The organism is Bradyrhizobium sp. 27S5 (genome assembly GCF_037217225.1).
GTDB lineage: Bacteria > Pseudomonadota > Alphaproteobacteria > Rhizobiales > Xanthobacteraceae > Bradyrhizobium > Bradyrhizobium septentrionale.
On the sequence record NZ_CP147714.1, the window covers coordinates 6190824 to 6209302 of the forward strand.

At 64.0% G+C, this 18479-nt stretch carries 19 protein-coding genes; 6 read left to right on the top strand and 13 right to left on the bottom strand.

Annotated elements, in window-relative coordinates:
- Positions 1 to 353: 353 nt before the first annotated feature.
- Together WDM24_RS29310 and WDM24_RS29315 are read right to left on the bottom strand one after the other, a co-directional pair.
- Positions 354 to 929 carry a DUF6456 domain-containing protein gene (locus WDM24_RS29310; protein ID WP_338828251.1) on the bottom strand — a complete coding sequence of 192 codons (576 nt, stop codon included), beginning with the start codon at positions 927 to 929 and terminating at the stop codon, positions 354 to 356.
- A 94-nt stretch (positions 930 to 1023) separates the two neighbouring features.
- Positions 1024 to 1584: a GcrA family cell cycle regulator gene (locus WDM24_RS29315; RefSeq protein ID WP_338828252.1), complete on the bottom strand. Its 561-nt coding sequence runs from the start codon at positions 1582 to 1584 to the stop codon at positions 1024 to 1026.
- Positions 1585 to 1711: 127 nt separating this feature from the next.
- Here WDM24_RS29315 and WDM24_RS29320 point away from each other — a divergent pair, with 127 nt between their 5' ends.
- The 3 genes from WDM24_RS29320 to WDM24_RS29330 all read left to right on the top strand — a co-directional run bounded on the left by WDM24_RS29320 (position 1712) and on the right by WDM24_RS29330 (position 4099).
- Complete coding sequence (locus WDM24_RS29320) at positions 1712 to 2341, top strand: LexA family transcriptional regulator (protein WP_029080008.1); 630 nt, start codon at positions 1712 to 1714, stop codon at positions 2339 to 2341.
- Between the two features lie 159 nt (positions 2342 to 2500).
- Positions 2501 to 2776 (top strand): hypothetical protein, encoded by a 276-nt coding sequence (locus WDM24_RS29325; RefSeq protein ID WP_166308448.1) that lies wholly within the window; start codon positions 2501 to 2503, stop codon positions 2774 to 2776.
- A gap of 168 nt (positions 2777 to 2944) precedes the next feature.
- Entirely contained in the window at positions 2945 to 4099 is a 1155-nt protein-coding gene (locus WDM24_RS29330; protein ID WP_338828253.1) for an OpgC domain-containing protein, read from the top strand.
- A 10-nt stretch (positions 4100 to 4109) separates the two neighbouring features.
- On the opposite strand, the gene WDM24_RS29335 is transcribed toward WDM24_RS29330, so the two are convergent.
- Positions 4110 to 5408 carry a glycoside hydrolase family 3 N-terminal domain-containing protein gene (locus WDM24_RS29335; RefSeq protein WP_338828254.1) on the bottom strand — a complete coding sequence of 433 codons (1299 nt, stop codon included), beginning with the start codon at positions 5406 to 5408 and terminating at the stop codon, positions 4110 to 4112.
- A 297-nt stretch (positions 5409 to 5705) separates the two neighbouring features.
- Between WDM24_RS29335 and WDM24_RS29340 the strand changes: the two genes are divergently transcribed.
- Genes WDM24_RS29340 through WDM24_RS29350 form a run of 3 tightly spaced genes read left to right on the top strand, consistent with a single transcriptional unit; the run spans position 5706 to position 9464 of the window.
- Complete coding sequence (locus WDM24_RS29340; RefSeq protein WP_338828255.1) at positions 5706 to 7142, top strand: DUF4173 domain-containing protein; 1437 nt, start codon at positions 5706 to 5708, stop codon at positions 7140 to 7142.
- 28 nt (positions 7143 to 7170) lie between these two features.
- Complete coding sequence (locus WDM24_RS29345) at positions 7171 to 7875, top strand: response regulator transcription factor (RefSeq protein ID WP_338691042.1); 705 nt, start codon at positions 7171 to 7173, stop codon at positions 7873 to 7875.
- Positions 7872 to 9464 carry an ATP-binding protein gene (locus WDM24_RS29350; RefSeq protein WP_338828256.1) on the top strand — a complete coding sequence of 531 codons (1593 nt, stop codon included), beginning with the start codon at positions 7872 to 7874 and terminating at the stop codon, positions 9462 to 9464. The genes WDM24_RS29345 and WDM24_RS29350 overlap by 4 nt, the downstream gene beginning before the upstream one ends.
- A gap of 71 nt (positions 9465 to 9535) precedes the next feature.
- Here the strand turns inward: WDM24_RS29350 and WDM24_RS29355 are convergent, their stop codons facing one another.
- The 10 genes from WDM24_RS29355 to WDM24_RS29400 all read right to left on the bottom strand — a co-directional run bounded on the left by WDM24_RS29355 (position 9536) and on the right by WDM24_RS29400 (position 18411).
- Positions 9536 to 10390, bottom strand: coding sequence for a CoA ester lyase (locus WDM24_RS29355; RefSeq protein ID WP_338828257.1), 855 nt, complete (start codon positions 10388 to 10390; stop codon positions 9536 to 9538).
- Between the two features lie 3 nt (positions 10391 to 10393).
- Positions 10394 to 10849, bottom strand: coding sequence for a MaoC family dehydratase (locus WDM24_RS29360; protein ID WP_338828258.1), 456 nt, complete (start codon positions 10847 to 10849; stop codon positions 10394 to 10396).
- Positions 10850 to 11626 (bottom strand): enoyl-CoA hydratase/isomerase family protein, encoded by a 777-nt coding sequence (locus WDM24_RS29365; RefSeq protein ID WP_338828259.1) that lies wholly within the window; start codon positions 11624 to 11626, stop codon positions 10850 to 10852.
- Positions 11627 to 11642: 16 nt separating this feature from the next.
- Entirely contained in the window at positions 11643 to 12848 is a 1206-nt protein-coding gene (locus WDM24_RS29370; RefSeq protein ID WP_338828260.1) for a CoA transferase, read from the bottom strand.
- A 27-nt stretch (positions 12849 to 12875) separates the two neighbouring features.
- A complete protein-coding gene (locus WDM24_RS29375; RefSeq protein ID WP_338828261.1) occupies positions 12876 to 13592 on the bottom strand; it encodes an ABC transporter ATP-binding protein in 717 nt (238 codons plus the stop codon).
- Complete coding sequence (locus WDM24_RS29380) at positions 13589 to 14347, bottom strand: ABC transporter ATP-binding protein (protein WP_338828262.1); 759 nt, start codon at positions 14345 to 14347, stop codon at positions 13589 to 13591. Before WDM24_RS29380 ends, WDM24_RS29375 begins: the two co-directional genes overlap by 4 nt.
- Positions 14348 to 14349: 2 nt before the next feature.
- Positions 14350 to 15129 (bottom strand): SDR family oxidoreductase, encoded by a 780-nt coding sequence (locus WDM24_RS29385; protein ID WP_338828263.1) that lies wholly within the window; start codon positions 15127 to 15129, stop codon positions 14350 to 14352.
- The gene (locus WDM24_RS29390) at positions 15126 to 16154 is read right to left on the bottom strand and encodes a branched-chain amino acid ABC transporter permease (protein WP_338828264.1); all 1029 of its coding nucleotides are present in this window, start codon (positions 16152 to 16154) and stop codon (positions 15126 to 15128) included. Before WDM24_RS29390 ends, WDM24_RS29385 begins: the two co-directional genes overlap by 4 nt.
- Positions 16151 to 17053 carry a branched-chain amino acid ABC transporter permease gene (locus WDM24_RS29395; protein WP_338828265.1) on the bottom strand — a complete coding sequence of 301 codons (903 nt, stop codon included), beginning with the start codon at positions 17051 to 17053 and terminating at the stop codon, positions 16151 to 16153. The genes WDM24_RS29390 and WDM24_RS29395 overlap by 4 nt, the downstream gene beginning before the upstream one ends.
- Positions 17054 to 17151: 98 nt before the next feature.
- A complete protein-coding gene (locus WDM24_RS29400) occupies positions 17152 to 18411 on the bottom strand; it encodes an ABC transporter substrate-binding protein (RefSeq protein ID WP_338828266.1) in 1260 nt (419 codons plus the stop codon).
- Positions 18412 to 18479: the final 68 nt, after the last annotated feature.

Below are 18479 nucleotides of genomic sequence, written 5' to 3' on the forward strand. Positions count from 1 at the left end.
TATTTGGGGCTCCGCGCCGGCATCGACCCACGTTACTCGTGATGTTCGTGATGCAGGAGGAAGATATGGAGAGGCGTAGCCGCTGTGAACTCCCTTGAGGTGACGCGCCAGGCCCATTGCCGGCATCCGAGGGCATCACACTTCGCTCGAATGCAGGCAGGTCATAGGCGTGAGCGAAGTTACATGAGAGTCCGCGCCGCTGTCGACCTTCTTCACGGCCTGGCCGAATACAACGCCCAATACACACGAAGGATGGAGCGCAATGTGAGGCCAGGCACAGTCCTGCAATGTGATGAAGTGTTGTCGTGCCGGAGGCCTGCGTCGCAACCGGCACGCAAGCACATCACTTCAAATCAGCATCGGCGATCCTTCACGGGAACCCTGTTCGGCGTGGCAAGCCCGTACATCAGCGCCAGCCGATCCAGGCATTCCTTGAGACGCCGCGCGAAATAGTCCTGCCAGCGCTGCGTGCGCAGCCCGCGCCGCTGCCCAACCTGCTCCATGGTCATGCCGAGGATCAGGACGTCGTGCACCAGCGCCGAGCCGTCGGCGCCGAGTTCATGCTCGGCACGATTCAACCGCAGGGTCGCCTGACGCTGCCCCTCCGTGATCGGCTCGCGTTGCTGACCGCCGTCGACGTATTCGCGTGTCGTGTCCACCGCGCGAGGGCCACGCTCGGCCTTCTCCCAATCGTTTTGGAAGGCCCTGCCGCTCCGATACTGCGTTTCGTCGATCTGTCGATGCGCGTGCAACCGGCCGAGCGGATCGTTGCGTATCGAGCGGAACGCAACGATCTTGTCGCCCGGCTCGAGCGCAAGGGGGTCGTCGATCTCGACCGTCGCCACCTCGGCATTGAAGGGCAGATCCTGGGAGCGTCGATCGTGCGCTCCGGCGGGATCGTACGGTTTCCGGCGTTTGGCTCGCGGCATTGCTGGTCTCCAAATATCTGGGTGAAGAGCGCGCGGAGTCATCCGCGCGATTGCGGTTACGGACTGAAGTCCGGCGGTCGGGAGGTGAATCGCCTCAGATGGCCCCGACGGCCTGAAGCCAGGCCTCGTTCAATACCGGCCTCGCCGAGGCCTCCGGATCGCGGCTCAGGTGAAAATGCGGTGGACAGTAGCTCGTGCCCGGCCGGCACGGATGACCGCAGAAGGTGACCGTCTCGCCGTCGGCATCCCCGCCATAGGGATAGCGGCAGTCGCCGCGTTTCAGGTCGAGCAGTGAAAGATGCCGCGGCTCGACCGCCGCGCAACGAAGCTGGGGCATCTCCACCGCTTCGGCGAAGATCTTTGGCCAGCGAAGCAGATCTGGCTTCAGCTCGGCCCGCCCCTCGCGCAGGCGCCCGATGCCCGGGAGCTTCGGCAGGGACGGTTTCGGTGGGTCGAGGCGCCCCGGCAGGGACGGCTCCACCCGATCGAGGCCTACCAACCCCATGCGCTGGGCCCGGCTGAGGGCCGCGTAGCGTGTGTAGGCCGTGTTGAAGGTTGCGTTGATGGTGTCAGCGATCTCCGAGTAGGACAAGCCGCGGGCGCGCAGGTCCTGCAGGGTTGCCGAATGCTCCGGCAGCCAGTTCGTCATTTCCATTCCAGATTCCCATTTTTGTCATTCCGCCGGCGCCTTGCATAACTTCCGATATTCCGAAGGAAAAGTCAAGCTTGAATTCTGATAATCGTAACGGTATGGATATGGCAGGATTTGGAGAGGATGAAACATGCTGGACGCGGCACTGATCGAACGAGCACTGGAAAAGACAGGGAAGAGCAAGGGCGGGCTTGCCCGCGCAATGGGGGTACGGGCAGGGGCGGTATCCGAGATTCTGTCGGGGATACGGTTGATCAAGGCGTCGGAAATCGCTCCGATCATCGAATATCTGGAGCTGAACTCGGTGCCGATCATGGGCCGGGTCGGCGCCGGCGCCTCGATCGAGCCGGACCTCGAGCAGGTACCGCCGGAGGGTCTCGGCGAGGTCGAACTTCCGTTCCCGGTGACCGAGGAGACCATCGCTTTCGAGGTCTCGGGCGATTCGATGCTGCCAAAATACGAGAACGGCGACGTCATCGTGGTCTATCGCGAGCAGCGCCATCCGCTGTCGAGCTTCTACGGCGAAGAAGCTGCGGTCCGGCTGAAGAGCGGCGAGCGCTACCTGAAGACGATCGAACGCGGCAGCTCTTCCGGCCTGGTCAACCTCAAGAGCTTCAACGCCAAGCCGATCAACGGCGTAAAGCTCGAATGGATCGGGGAAATCTGCGTCACCCTGCCCCGCGGCCAGATCGAACGGCTGCGCGGCAAGACGGCGAAGGGCCGCAAATCTGCCCGGACGCAGGGGCGATCGGAGAAATAGCGGCGCGACTTCAGGGCCGACCAGGCCGATTCGGATACCTCCGGACCGAATCGGCCGGACCAGCGGCGTCGGAATTCGGGTTATCGGCAATTTCTCTTGACATAGTTCCGATTATCGGAAATAATGGCCGATGACAGTCAAGGCATCGAACTATCAGGCATGCAGTATTTTGTCGTGATGATCGACTATGGCCGCCGCGGCCGGGAAGCGATCGTCGACCCCGAAATGACCCGGCGTGAGGTGGTCTCGCGCATCGCGTCGGGTGAATACACCAACATCAGCTTCATCCACGAGATTGCCGAATGTTCGGTTGAGGATGTCACGAACGACATCCTTGCCGAGGCTGCCCTGCCGGAGGTCCCCCTGACCGCCGCTGATATGCAAGCCAATACGCTCGATCACATCGGCGACCTGCGCAAGCACGAGCCGGTCTGACGTCGAGACCTCACGTGGTGATTTCGAAAACGTGATCTTTCTTGAGCCGGCCACTTGGCCGGAACCGGAAACGGACTAGATAGGGTTCACGCAAAGTCTATTCGGACCGGGCGTGGGTTCCCTTTAGATTAGCGATTCGTTTCTCGGGCCGGTAGATTTCTGCTTCAAATGACTCCGACAAAAGATGCCGGGATCGCGGCAGGCGATGGCGATCTCAGGATTGCGCTGCTGCTCGGCATCGCGAACTGGTTTCTATTCCTCGATCATATTCCGCACAACGTCGTCAACACGCTGACCATGCGCAACTTCGGCTTCAGCGGCGCCACCGACCTGTTTGTATTCGTTGGCGGCTACGCGACGACGCTGATCTACAGTGGGATGGCGGTGGAGCGGGGAATGCTGGTGGCGGCCACCCGCATCTTCAGGCGCGTGTGGCAGCTCTATGCTGCCTACATCGTTTTGTTCGTGATCTATGTCGAGTTGATCAGCTATGTCGCAGCCCGGACCGCGGCGCCCGAGATCATCAGCGAGTTCAATATCACCGGCTTCATCGACCACGGGATCCGAACGCTGATCTACGGCCTGTTCCTGCAAGCCAAGCCGCTCAATCTCGATGTGCTGCAACTCATTATCGCCTTGATGGCCTTCCAGCCCATTATCGTGTGCGGACTGCTCTATGTGCCGAACGCGACGCTTGCCGGGTCCGTTGCGCTTTATGCGACCGCCCGCGTACTCGACTGGAATCTGTCATCATACCCGGACGGACACTGGTACCTGAACCCGTTCTGCTGGCAATTGCTGTTTGTGATGGGCGGCTGGCTCGCACTCATCGGCAAGCGGTATGCATCCGAGATCCGCGCGCTGCAGGCTACTCCCGCGCTGCGCGCCGCGGCCCTGTTGTATCTGGTACTCGCGCTGACGATCGTCTCCGTTGGCGATATCCCGGCCCTCGCCCAGATGATGCCGGATGGACTGAGCGATATGCTCCTGCCAAGCGATCGGGAGGACGTTGCACCCCATCGCATCCTGCATTTCCTGACCCTGATGTTCCTGTTCACCTTGCTGGTGCCGCGGGACTGGGGGTATCTGCGATCACACGCCCTGCAGCCGATCATCAAGTGCGGCGAGGAGTGGCTCGCCGTGTTCTGTGCAGGCGTTTTCCTCTCCTTTGCCGCGCACCTTTTCCTGATCACCGGCCCGAACTCGGTGACGAGGCAGATCGCGGTCAGCATCGCCGGCATCGCCGCGATGATTGCAGTCGCCTACTACGTCTCGTGGTCGAAGCAGCAGGATCATAAATCGGCCGTCGGAGCCCATTCGTGAATCCAGCGATCTAATCGATCACGAGCGACCGCTTTAGCCGCGCCTCGCTGTCATGCAACATCGCAGCGTCGAGCGCATCCCGACCGGCTGCATCGCTTGCACAGGCGAACAAGCGGTAGAATTGGGCGCCATCATAGGCGACCAGCAAGAGATCGACGCCTGCGTTCAATGCCTCCACGACGGCGGTGCAGACATCGTGCTGATAGATCGCGCCCATCACCAGATCATCCGTCATGACGAGGCCATGGTAGTTCCAGCTTTTCCGGATCAGCCCATCGATGACCGCCTTCGAATGCGAGGCAGGCCGTGCCGGGTCGAGAGCGCTGACCGCCACATGCCCGACCATCAGGCGCGCGCCGGTGGTCGACAGCACATCGCGGAACGGACGCCAGTCGGTCGCCTCCAGTTCGCCGACCGGCGTATCGAGATCGGCGTTGAAATGATGCGTGTCGGCGCGCACGCGGCCCAATCCGGGAAAGTGCTTCACGGTGGCATTGACGCCCGCGGACTCGAGGCCATGGATGTAGGCGCCCGCGATCGCGCTCACCTTGGCGGGGTCGTCGGAAATCGCGCGCTGATTGGTCAGCGTATTGAAATCGAACCGGTTGCGCGTCGCCTCGGGCCGAAGGTCGAGCACCGGAGCCAGATTGAGGTTGACGCCGAGCGACGCCAGTTCGCGTCCATGGATGCGTCCGAACTCCTCGGCTTTTGCCGTTCGTTGCTCCGGCGCCAATTCGGCCAGCGAGGCAAGCGCGGGCAGCCTCGTCAGCGGCGGCGCGAGGTGCGAAACGATGCCACCCTCCTGATCCGTCGCGACCATCAGCGGCGGCAGCCCGGCCGCGCGCCGCGTCGCCTGCAGCGCAGCGATCTCCGCCTTCAGTGCATCGACCGTCCTGCCGGCGACATTGCGCCCGGTGACATAGATACCCGCAATCAACCCGCTCTCCGCCAGCGGCGCGACCTCGTCGAACGACCGGTAGCCAACGATGAAATGCTGCCCAAGGGACCGCGCAAGAAGCGGCTCAGTCTGCAGCACGCGGTGCTTGCGGACCTCGAACACACCATGCGCGGCCAGCATTGCGAGTGGCGGCAGGCACCACAGGATGACGAGAAGCTTCCCCGCCCAGGCCCGCCAGGCGCCGCGGCGGACCAGCATGGGCACGACGGCGACGCTTGCGACCACGAGCAGCAGATTGCCGATCCCGCGTAGCGGGACCAGATAGGGATCGTTGTGGTTGACGCCGGCAAAGACGAATGCGAGCCCGACGATCCAGGCTAGGGCAATGCCGACTCGCTTGATGATTTGCATGGAGACGAAGGGTTGAACAAACCGAACGTGTCGTCCGTATCAGACCGGATTCGCCGCAGCTAGCGGATAAGACCCCTCTGCACGCAATCTGCATAAGACTCCTGAACTCCTGCTGATCGCCTTTCCGCTGTCTGCACGCAGCCAACCCAAGGTTCGCCATGCCGCAGCCGGGATCGCGTTCGCACACCCGTCGATGACGTCAGCGCGACCGCCGGAGTCCAAACGTCCTTCAATCCTGAGGTCACAATGACAAGCCTTGAGTCACCGGAAACCGAGACACAATCGATTGCCAACGGCTTGCCGCCGGCCAAGGCCGCCGCCGCGCTTACTCTCGCCGCGCTGGCCGATTGGTTGTTCTATGATCAGAATGCCGGACTTTCGGTGGTCCTGTTCGCAGTCGCGCTGGCCGGCGTGTCACTGGCCTCCAACTTTGGTCACCTCGCTCGCCACAGGCTGCTGATGGCCGGCGCGATCGTTGTGGCCGGGTTGCTCCCTGCCCTGGAGGAGTTCAACGCAGCCTCGCTGGCCTTCGCCGTTCTTGCGCTCGGCGCCGCGCTCACTCTCACGACCAATCCCTGTCTCGACAGTGTGGCCAAGGGAGCTGCCTCGCTGGTGGACCTCTTGCTGGTCAGCCCTTTCAGGTTGTTCCGGGACGTCGTCAGCGCATTCAGCCTGCCGGGCCTGACCAAGGGTTTCATCCTATGGTTCGTGCCATTGCTGCTCGGAACCGTGTTTGTCTTTCTGTTCGTCGCCGCCAATCCAGTGCTGGAAATATGGATCAGCCAGCTGAACCCGGGCAATCCCGCCGCCAGCCTCAGCCTCGGCCGCACGCTGTTCTGGATCCTCGCATTGGCGCTGGTCTGGCCCTTCATCCATGTCAAATGGCGGCACTACACCAACGTCGTGCCCAACGGACCTCGATCTTCCGCGAGGGATCCCGCCGAACCCGATCATTTCATCGACTTGTTCGGCGCAGGCTCCATCCTGCGCTCCCTGATCCTGTTCAACCTGCTGTTTTCGATTCAGACCATTCTCGATGCGATCTATCTCTGGGGCAACGCGACGCTTCCTGCCGCGATCACTTACGCGTCCTACGCCCATCGTGGCGCCTATCCGTTGATCGTCACGGCGCTTCTGGCCGCGGCCTTCGTTCTGCTCGCGATGCGCCCGGGCGGCCCGGCCGAACAATCGCGAGTGATCCGACCGCTCGTCTACGTCTGGGTCGGGCAGAATGTCTTGCTGGTGATCTCCTCGATGCTCCGGCTTGATCTCTACGTCCAAACCTACCTGCTCACCTACTGGCGCGTCGCAGCATTCGTCTGGATGCTGCTCGTCGCCGTCGGGCTGATCCTGATTCTGGTGCGCATCGTCCTGCGGGCGTCGAATGAATGGCTGGTCCGCACCAACCTGTTGGTACTCACCATCCTGCTCTATGTCTGCTCCCTGGTTAATTTCGCCGCCGTCATCGCCGACTACAATGTCGGCCACAGTCGCGCAGCCTCGGGCAGCGGCGCCAATCTGGATATGGACTACTTGATCCAGCTCGGCCCCCAAGCCCTTCCGGCCATCGACCGGGCGATCCAGCTCCACTACGCCAACCCGGTCCTTGTCTCGCGCCGCAATAGCCTTGTAGAACAGCAACGCCAGCAGATGGCCTCATGGCGCAGCTGGGGCTTTCGCGGCTGGCGGCTTCAGCGTTTCCTCGACAGGCAGCAGACCAATGCGCCGGGATAGTCGAAGCGCCGGTTTTCGGAGACGACTCGTGACGCACCGCATCCTCATCGTCGACGACGACCTGCATATCCGCGAGGTCATCCGCGTCGCCCTCAAGAAAGCCGGCATGAGCGTGGCCGAGGCCCGCGACGGAAAGGAGGCGCTGACCCGGTTTGCCGGCGAGCGGCCGGACCTGATCGTGCTCGACATCGGCATGCCGGAGTTCGATGGCCTCGACGTCTGCCGTGAAATTCGGAAATCGTCCGACGTGCCGATCCTGTTCCTCTCCGCCCGTGACGAGGAGATCGACCGCGTCCTCGGCCTCGAGATCGGCGGCGACGACTATGTGACCAAGCCGTTCAGCCCGCGCGAACTCGTCGCGCGGGTGAATGTCATCCTACGGCGGCTGACCCCACGGATAGCGGCGACAAGGACAGAGGCCGCCGTGCTCTCGCGGGGGCAGCTCTCGATCGATCCCGAGCAGCACATCGCGACGTTCGCGGGCGCGCCGCTGCGCCTGACCGCAATCGAGTTCGGAATTCTGCGCGCCTTCCTGACGCGACCGACGGTGGTATTTAACCGCGAACAGATCATGAGCGCGGCCTACCAGCTCAACATCCAGGTCTCCGACCGCACCATCGACAGCCACATCCGCAACATCAGAGCCAAGCTCGCAGCCGCGAGCTGCGACAACGTTATCGAGACCGTTCACGGCGTCGGCTTCAAGCTCGGTCGCTGCGAGCTGCAGGCATGACATCCTTCCGCGCCCGCCAGAAGTGGCGACCGTCGCTTGGTCTGGTCATCTTCACCGTGCTTGCCCTGGTCGCGCTGCTGCCGCTGGTGGGTCTGTTCTTCTTCCGCCTCTACGACAACCAGCTGATTCACCAGACCCAGGCCGAGCTGATCGCGCAAAGCCGCGTTCTTGCCGCGATCTACGCCGAAGAAGTGAAGGCACGATTGGGCAACGGCATCCCGCTCGGCCCCGCGGTCCCCCCGGAGGCGTTGCCTGATCCCGGCGATCAGGTGACGCCGATCCGGCCCGCGCTCGACCTCGCCGGCAACGACCTGCTGCGGCGACGGCCCGACGCACTGCCGGCGGCCAGGGCCGCGGATCCGGCCTATGTCGAGATCGGCACCCGGCTGATGCCCATCATCCTGGAGACCCAGAAGGTGACGCTTGCAGGCTTCCGGATTCTCGATCCGCAGGGCGTGGTGATCGCCGGACGCCAGGAGGTCGGACAGTCGCTTTCCCATATCGAGGAGGTGGCCGCGGCGTTGCACGGCCAGTATAGCGCCGCATTGCGCATCCGCATGCCCGACAAGCCTCCACCACCGATCTATTCAATCAGCCGCGGCGTCGGTGTTCACGTCTTCTCCGCGATGCCCGTGATCGTCAACGACCACGTTGCCGGCGTGATCTACACGTCGCGGACGCCGAGCAACATTTTCGACCATCTCTATCAGGAGCGCGGCAAGTTCCTGCTCGCCACATCGGCCGTGCTGCTGGCGACGATAGCGATCGGGTTGATGTTCTCACGCACGGTCACGCGCCCGATGCGCGAGCTCGTCGATCGCGCCGTGCGGATCGGCCGTGGCGACCGCAACGCCTTCCAGCCGCTGCAGCACTATGGCACCCGTGAACTCGCCCAGCTCTCCGACAGCTTTCTGGACATGGCCCAGCAGCTGTCGCGGCGGTCTGACTACATCGCCACCTTCTCGGCACACCTGACGCACGAGTTGAAATCGCCGCTGACATCGATCAGGGGCGCAGCCGAGCTGCTGCAGGATTCGCTTCAGAGCAAATCGGATACGCTGACCCGCTCCGAACAACAAAGCTTCATCTCGAACATCCTCGGCGACGTCGAGCGGCTCGATGCGATGAGCCAGCGGCTGCGCGAGCTCGCCCGTGCGGAGAGCGCCCCACAGAACGAGCAGACCCCGCTCTCTCCCGTCATCGAAAACCTGAAGGGCCGCTTTGAAGGCCGTACCATTGCGGCCAGCGGCTGCCTCGACCGCTCAATCGGCATGTCCGGCGAGAAGGCGCTGATCGTGCTGGCGCATCTGGCCGACAACGCGTTCCGTCACAATGCCAAGTCGGTGGAGATAGAAGCGACCTGTGACGCCTCCAGCGTCAGAGTGACGATGAGCAATGATGGCGACCCGATCTCCGACGCCAACAGCGACAAGATCTTCGACGCCTTCTTCACCACGCGCCGCGACAGCGGCGGCACAGGCATGGGGCTGGCGATCGCGCAAGCCGTCATGGTGAGCCATGGCGGCTCGATCCGGCTCTTGCCCTCCAGCCGGGGCGCCGCCTTCGAGTTGCAGTTTCCCGCCGTCTGACCGGTCAGAACCGCTTGATGATGATCGCCGCCCTCATCGCGGAGGGCGCGCCGATCGAACCCACTTCCTGACTATTTTCGGCGCGAAGCCAAAATCTTCTCGGCGGCGCGAAGGTGCGGCTTGTCCAGCATCTTGCCATCCATCTTGGCGACCCCGGACGGATTGCCGGCAAACGCGGCGATCACCCGTTCCGACCACGCGATCTCCTCATCCGTCGGCATGAAGGCCGCGTTGACGACGTCGACATGCTTGGGATGGATCACGGCCTTGGCGAGGAAGCCGTCCTGCCGCGCGGCAATGGCCTCCGCCTTCAAGGCATCCAGATCGTTGATGTCGGTGGCAATGGTATCGATCGCGACCACCCCGGCGGCGGCCGCGCCGATCAGGCAGAGATCGCGGGCCAGGATGAAGGGGGAATGATAGCGGCCGTCGGTGCGGTTGCGCGTTGCCCCGAGCGAGGCCGCGAGATCCTCCGCACCCCACATCATGCCCCAGAGACGCGGGCTCATATTCTCGAAGTCGAGGATTTTCAGCACCGCCCGCGCCGTCTCGGTCGCGACCGTGACGATCCGCGTGGTGCCCTGCGCGATGTCAGAGGCGGCCTCGAATGCGTCAAGATACAGCGCGAGCTTGTTGACGCCGGCGGCGCCGGCGCATTTCGGCAGCACGATGCCGTCGGGCTTGCCGGGCATCACGGCGGCGAGGTCGCCGAGCGTAAGGTCGGTATCCAGCGCGTTGACGCGGATGTAGAGCTTCTGGTCCGGATTGCGCGCATCGAGCATCTCGCGCGTGATGCCGCGCGCGACGACCTTCTGGTCCGGCGCGATGGAATCCTCGAGGTCGAGGATCAACGCATCGGCCGCGGTCTTCTTCGCGCTTTCATACTTCCGGGTGCTGTCACCGGGAACGAACAGGAACGATCGCATTGTCTATGCCTTCGGCTTGCAGTGCATCAGGCCGGTGCGGCGGCAACTCGCCACCACCTCGCCGCGCTGATTGGTCATAGTGTGCTCGAATTCGACGATGCCCTGGGTCGGCCGCGACTTGCTGGCGCGCTTGCCGATGATCCTGGTGTGCGCCTTCAGCGTGTCGCCGTGGAACACCGGCTTTTGAAACTTAACGTCGGTCATGCCGAGATTGCCGACCGTGGTCCCCAACGTCGTGTCGTACACACTCATGCCGATCATGATGCCGAGCGTGTAGAGGCTGTTGAACAGCCGCTGGCCGAACTCGGTCTTCTCGGAAAAGTGCGCATCGAGATGCAGCGGCTGCGGGTTCATGGTCAGCAGGCTGAACATGGTGTTGTCCATCTCCGTCACGGTGCGGCTGAACTCGTGATGGAATTCCTGTCCGACCTCGAACTCTTCGAAATACAATCCAGCCATTTAGCGTCCCTTGTAGTTGGGCGTCCGCTTCTCGACGAACGCATTGAGCCCTTCCTGGCAGTCTTCCGTCGACGCCACCACGACAAAGCTCTCAGCCGCATTCTCGACCGAACGGCGGAAATCGGCATCGACTGCGCGCATTAAGGCGTCGCGGCCGATCTTCATCACGATCGGCGACTTCGCCGCAAACTTCCGCGCGATCTCGCGCGCTCGATCGAGCGCGGTGCCTTTCGGCACGACTTCGCTGAGCAGGCCCATGCGATGGGCGGTCGCCGCATCGAAGGGCTCGCCGAGGAACAGCGGGCCGAACGCCTGGTGTTTTCCCACCAGCCGCGGCAGCTGCACAAAATGGATCGCCGGGATCAGGCCGACATCGATCTCGGGGTAGCCGAAGGTCGAGCCGTCGCCCGCGATGATCATGTCGCAGGAGATCGCGATCGTCATGCCGCCGGCCCGCACCGCGCCGTCGATCGCCGCAATGGTGGGCTTGCCCATGCGGTATTGCGTATCGTTCAGCGCGAAATACAACCGCTCCAGGAATGTCTTGGTCTCGATCGCGGGCTTGCCCCTGACGATGTCGAGGTCGAGGCCGGCGCAAAACACCTTGTGGGCACTGCTGATGATGACGGCGCGCACGCCCCCATCATCGCGCGCCTTCGCAAGGGCCGCCAGCAACGCGTCGATCAGGGGTATGCTGAGTGCGTTGACCGGCGCGCGATCCAGCACGATCTCCGCGATCTGATCGGCGACCGAGTAACGAACGAGGTCCGTGCTCATGATGTATTGCCTCCAATTATCGCTTGGCTTGCCGCACGGCGCCTGACAGCGACAGGCCGTCGATCTCTGCGGAGCCGAAACCAGCCTCTATCAGCACGGCGCGGCTGTCCTGTCCAACATCGGGCGCAGGACAAAGCTGATCCTCGGACAGACTCGCGATCCCCGGCGTGCGCGGCGTGTAGACCGCGCCGACACCCGGCGTATCCTGGCGCACCGACGCCCTGGTCGCCTCGACATGGGCGTTGCGCAGCCATTCCCCGGGATTGAGGATCCGCTCGGCGATAATATCGCCTGCGTGCAGTCGCGTCAGCCAGGCGTCAGTCGGCTGGGTCAAAAACACTTCGCGCAGCTGCGGGATCAGCGTGTCGGCCGCATCGGCACGCCGGGCGAAATCGGCGAAGCGCGGATCGCTGGCCAGATCTTCGCGGCCGATCGCGGTGCACAGCCGCTTGTATTGCGGCTCGTTCACCAAAGTCACCATCATCCAGCCGTCCTGCGTCTGGTAGGTGCCGGCCGGCACGTTGAGCGCGCGAGGCGCACCACCCTCGAGGATGAACTCCGCGACCTTGTGCCCGAGCAGCGCCGACGTCGATTGGCAGAGATTGACGTCGATCCAGCGGCCGGTGCCGACCGTCGCGCGCGCGAACAGCGTCGTCGCAATCGCCTGGAACGCATACACGCCGGTGACGACGTCGGAGATGGTGGTGCCGACCCGATGCGGCACGCCATCGGTGCCGACATTGACCGAGACCAGCCCGGAAAACGCCTGCGCGACCGAATCCGAGCCAGGCCGCTTCGAATACGGCCCGCTCTGCCCGAAGCCGCTGACCGACAGATAGACGAGGCCCGGATTGTCGCGCGACAGGCTCTCATAGCCGAGCCCGAGCCGCTCAGCGACACCAGGGCGAAATCCTTCGATCAGCACGTCGGCCTCGCGCGCCAGAAGCTGCGCGATCGCGATCCCGTCCTTGTGCTTCATGTCGAGGCACAGGCTGCGCTTGCCGCGGTTGTAGACCGCTGACAGCGTCGTGTGATTGCCGTAGGTCGTGCCGAGATAGCGCGACCAGTCGCCTTCCGGCGGCTCGACCTTGATGACGTCGGCGCCATAGACCCCGAGCAGCATCGCGCAATAGGGCGAGGCGATCCCCTGCCCGAAATCGAGCACCCTCAGCCCGCGATACGGCGCCTCATGCGTCGGCGTCAGCTTGCGTTCGCCCGCCATTTGTCCTCCCACAATCTTCGAAGAACCCTACAGCGCCAGATAGCGCTGCCGGATGTTGTCGTTGGCCCTCAGCTCTTCGATGGAGGATGTGTAGACGATCTGTCCCTTGTCGATAACCGTCGCGTGGCTCGCAAGGCCAAGGCAAAAATGCATGTTCTGCTCGGCGATCAATACTGTGGCACCGGTGCCGCGGAGCTGCCGCAGCAGCTCGCCGATGCGCTGCACGATGATCGGCGCCAGCCCCTCGCTCGGCTCATCCAGCAGCAGCAGCACCGGATTGCCCATCAGCGTGCGGGCGATCGCCAGCATCTGCTGCTCGCCGCCGGACAGCCGTCCGGCGATCCGGTGCCGCAGCGGCTCCAGCAGCGGGAATACGTCATAGACGCGGCGGATCGACCACTCATCCTCGCCGTCCGGGCCCTTCTTCTGGCCGATGACGAGATTGTCCTCGACGGTATGCTCGGGAAAAATCTGGCGGTCCTCGGGCACGAAGCCGAGCCCGGCCCGCGCGATGTGATGCGGCCGCATTCCCGAGACCAGCTGGCCGCGCAAGGTCACCTTGCCGCGGCGCGCCGGCGCCAGCCCCATGATCGCCTTCATGGTGGTCGACTTGCCGGCGCCGTTGCGGCCGAGCAGCGCCATGGTCTCGCCCTGCCGCACCGAAAGGCCGACACCGAACAGGATCTGGCTCGTGCCGTAATAGACGTCGAGGTCCTCGACCTGCACCACCGGCTGCGCACTCATGCCACCGCTCCCGCGTGGTCGTCGCTGCCGAGATAGGCCTCGATCACGGCATCGTTTCGCCGGATCGCGTCCGGCGTCCCGGTCGCAAGAATTCGCCCGTAGCACAGCACGACAATCTGCGGCGCGATCTTGAACACGATATCCATGTCGTGCTCGATGAACACGACGGTGATCTTCTGCGTCTCCCAGAGCTCGCGCACCTTGTCGATCATGCGCCAGCGCTCCTCGGTGCCCATGCCCGCGGTCGGCTCGTCCAGCAGCAGCACCTTGGGTTCGAGCACCAGCGCGAGCGCGATATCGAGCAGCTTCTGGTCGCCATGCGACAGCGTCGCCGCGGTCCGGTTGCGCTTGCTGGCGAGGCCGAGCAGCTCAATCGCGTGCTCTGCGCGGTCGCGCGTCTCGGACAGTGGAAAGCGGCGGTGCATCACGCCGGCGCGGCGCTGATCGGCGCAGACCGCTGCCAGCATCGTCTCCTCGACGGTCAGTGACGGGAAGATGCTCGCGACCTGGAACGCGCGGCCGATGCCATGGCGCACGATCTCGGGCGGCGTCTTGCCCGCCATGTCGACGCCATTGAGCAGGATCTGCCCGGCGTCCGGCCGCAGCGCGCCCGTGATCAGGTTGAAGAAGGTGCTCTTGCCGGCGCCGTTGGGGCCGATCACAGCGGTGAGCGAACCGTCGGCAAAGTCGAGCGAGACGTTGTCGGTCGCCTTGACGCCGCCAAAGGATTTCGAGAGGGCGCGAATCTCCAGCATGGCTAACCGCTCGCCTCCCGCAGGCCGCCATAGCTGTTCCACGATGTGGCGACGAGCCAGCCGCAATCGACCGGCACATTGGCGCCAGTCATCGCGGAGGCCGCGTCAGAAGCCAGGAATGCGACCACGCGGCCGATCTCCGAGGGGTCGACGAGACGGCGAAGCGCTGCGTTGGCGGCGAGCGCGGAGACGTCCCGCTCGCCGAGATCAATCGCATTCTTCAACGCCGGAGTCAGCGTGTAGCCGGGTGACACGGCGTTGACGCGGATGCCGGACGGCCCCCACTCGGCCGCCAGGCACTCGGTGATGGCGATCACCGCGGCCTTGGCAGGCGCATAGGCATGCAACGGCATCGAGCGCATTCCGGCAATCGAGGCGATGTTGACGACGCTGCCACACTTGCGCGCGATCATCGGCCGCGCAAAGGCGACGCAGGCGACATAGGTGCCGCGCTGGTCGACGCGCACGACGTCGTCCCAGGAGGACATCGGCAGATCGTGCGGCCGGACCGGCACCTGGATGATGCCGGCGCTGTTGACGAGCACATCCACGGGGCCGCAGTCCCGCTCGATCGCCGCGGCGCAGGCCTCGACGCTGCGCTCGTCTGCGACATCGGCGGCAAACGCCTTGCCGCCAACTTCCGCTGCAACCGCCTGCGCCTTGGCGAGGTCGCGGTCGACGACAGCCACAACATCGCCTGCCGCCGCCAGCTCGCGGACACAGGCCGCGCCGATGCCGCTGGCGCCGCCGGTGACGACGCTGATCCGTCCTTTTGCACTCATGGCGCGCGCTCCCCGGCTGCTCCGCGGCGCTGCGCGAACCATTCGACGACGAAGTCCATCAGGCCCTTCCGCAGGCCGATGGCAAAGAACAGGATCACGATGCCGAGCACGATGCCGTGATACTCGGTCAGGCGGGTAACGGTGTCATTCAGGATCAGGAACAGCATGGTACCGACCATCGGCCCGAGGAAGGTGGTCACACCACCGAGCATGTTGATGAAGATGCCCTCGCCCGAGATCGTCCAATAGGCGAATTCGGGATAGGCGCCGGAGACGAACAGCGCCATGATCATGCCACCGGTCGCAGCGAACAGCGCCGCCAGCACGAAGATTGTCAGCTTGGCGCGCCAGACGTCGATGCCGATGAAGCTCGCCCGCGTGGCGTTGTCGCGGATCATGCGCAGCGTGTAGCCGAACGGCGACTGTGCGATCTGGCGCATCAACAGTAACCCGATCACCAACAGCGCGCAGCTCGTGATGTACAAATGCAAATGGTTCGACAGATCGATGCCGAGAAATGGCGGCCGCGGGATGCCGCCGCGCAAGCCCTGGTCGCCACCGGTCAGCGACTGCCACGACAGGATGGTCGAGTGGATCAACATCTGGAACGCCAGCGTGACGAAGGCGAAGTAGATTTCCTTCAGCCGCACGCAGATTGCGCCAATAACGACGGCAACGACCAGGGTCATCGCCAGCGTGCCGACGAAGGCCACCGGGATCGGCACACCGGTCTTCTGCATCATGAGGCCAAAACCATAGGCGCCGAGGCCGAAGAACATGCCGTGCCCGAACGAGATCAGTCCGGTGTAACCGACCAGCAGGTTGAGCGACGTCGCGAACAATCCGTAGGCCGCGCAGCGGATCACGAAGTCGAGCAGCTGCTTGCTGCCGAATACCATCGGCAGCAGCGCGAGCACGACAAACGCCGCGAGCGCGATCAGCACATCGCGATAGCGCTGCGGTCTGGCATCGATCCGGGGAACCTCGAGGGGCGGCGCGCCTTGGCCTGCCTGAAGCTCGGTCATGCGACCTCCTTGCCGAACAGGCCGGTCGGGCGCGACACCAGCACGATCACCATGAAGAGATACATCAGCCCCTCGGTGAACAGCGGGAAGCCGAGCGATCCGAACGAGCGGATCAGGCCGATCAGCAGCGCGCCGATCAGCGCACCCAGGATCGAGCCCATGCCGCCGATCACGGTGACGATGAAGGACTCGATCAGCACCGAGAACCCCATGCCCGGCGTCAGCGAGCGCACCGGCGCGGCAAGCGCTCCCGCCAGTCCCGCCAGCATGCCGCCGAGCGCGAACACGCCGCCATAGATCAGCCCGGTGTTGATGCCGAGCGCCGAGACCATCCCGGGATTATGCGCCGCCGCGCGGATGACCTTGCCAATCCTGGAGCGCGCCAGCACCAGCCCGAGAACCACGGCCGCAGCGAGCGCCACGCCGATCAGCAGCAGATAATATGGCGGCACCACGCCGCCAGCGATGAACAGCGGCGGCACCTGGAACGCGGCCGGCATGCCCATCGACCTGAATTCGGGCCCCCAGATCATGCGGACGACGTCGTCGAAGATCAGCACGAAGGCATAGCAGACCAGAAGCTGCATCAGTACGTCGCGGCCGTAGACGCGGCTCATGAAGACGCGCTCGAAGATCAGGCCGAGGATCGCGGTGCCGACGGCGCCGCTCAGTATCGCCAGCGCAAAGCTGCCGGTCAGCTGATAGGCCGTCATCGCGAAATAGGCGCCGAACATATAGAAGGCGCCGTGGCTGAAATTGACCACCTTGAGCACGCCGAAGATCAGCGTCAGCCCGACGGCGACGAGAAACAGCAGCATGCCGATGATCAGGCCGCTGGTGGTCTGCGTCACCAGGCATGCAGGACTGGCGAGGCAACTGGCGAGCGCGTCGAGGTCCACGGGAAATCATCCATTACGGCGGGCCGCAATGCCGGCGCGCGACAAACATCAGATGAAAGGCGGAGACCGCATGCTGCTGTCTCCGCCCCGCATGCGGATCAGGTGTAGCCCTTGCTCTTCTTCCACTCGGCTTCGAGCTCGAAGATGGTCTTCCAGTCGCCGGCCTTCACGTCGGGCACGTAGGGCTCCTGCGGGATCGTGGTGCCCCAGCCGATCGCGTAGCCGACCAGCGTGTGATCGTCGGCGCGCATGGTGACGGTGCCGTCGGCGCCGAACGGGCACTTGATGGTAAGCCCGGTGAGGGCCTCCGCGACCTTCTTGCCATCGGTCGAGTTCACCTTCTTGACGGCCTCGTTGAGGAACATCACCGCCGTCGCATTCTGCCAGGACCAGTTGGTCGGGTATTCGTTGTACTTCGCCTTGTAGGCATCGCCCCAGGCCGCATTCTCCGGCGTCGGCGGGAATGTCTTGATGTAGCGGTCGCCGGAGTGGATGCCCTTGGGCAGGTTCTTCACCACGGTGAGCGCGGTGTAATCGGCCATGTTGACCGCGAACACCTCCATCTGGGTGAACATCGCGTAGATGTTGGCCTGGTCGATGTAGGAGGTGAGATCGCCGCCCCACAGGCAGGAATACAGCGCCTGCGGCTTCGCCTGCAGGATCTTGGTCACCACCTCGGTGTAGTCGGGCTGGAACAGCTTCGGCCAGGATTCGCTGATGATCTCGACGTCAGGTGCGAACTTCTTCAGGTACAGCACGAACTCGCCGGTGGTATCGCGGCCATAGGCATAGTCGGGCGAACAGGTCGCCCATTTCTTCAGGCCCTTGGCCTTGGCGATCCCTGCCGCGTAGCCGGCGCCGACGATCGAGTCGTGAATGCCCTGCCGCACGCAACGGAAGGCGTTCGGGATGTGCTGCTTGGGATCGGCGGTCAGCGACGACGCTTCCGAGCAAGTGTGGATGCAGAGCACGCCGAGATCGCGCGCCACCTCATGAACCGCGAACGATCCTGACGACGCCTCGCCGTCGAGCAGCATCTCGCAGCCGTCGGTGTTGACGAGCTCGCGCGCGATGCGGGCGGCTTCCTGCGGCTGTCCCTTGGAATCGCGGATCACCATCTCGATCTGCCGCCCGGCGAGCCCGCCGGCGGCATTGACCTTCTCGACCTCCAGCATCACCGCGTTGCGCGAAGACGTTCCAAGCTGCGCGACGCGGCCCGAGAGAATGGTCGGCATGCCGATCTTGATGGTCTTGGCCTGGGCACGCGCCACCCACGGTGCGGCAAGGCTCGCCGCGCCGGCACCCATCAACGCAAGCGTCGAGCGCCGGGTGATGCCCGGTTTCCGGGTCCTCTTCATATTCCCCTCCCTGTCGGGTGTTGGCGTTCCCAAAATCCCTGTCGGAGATCGTTCCGTCTCCGTGACCG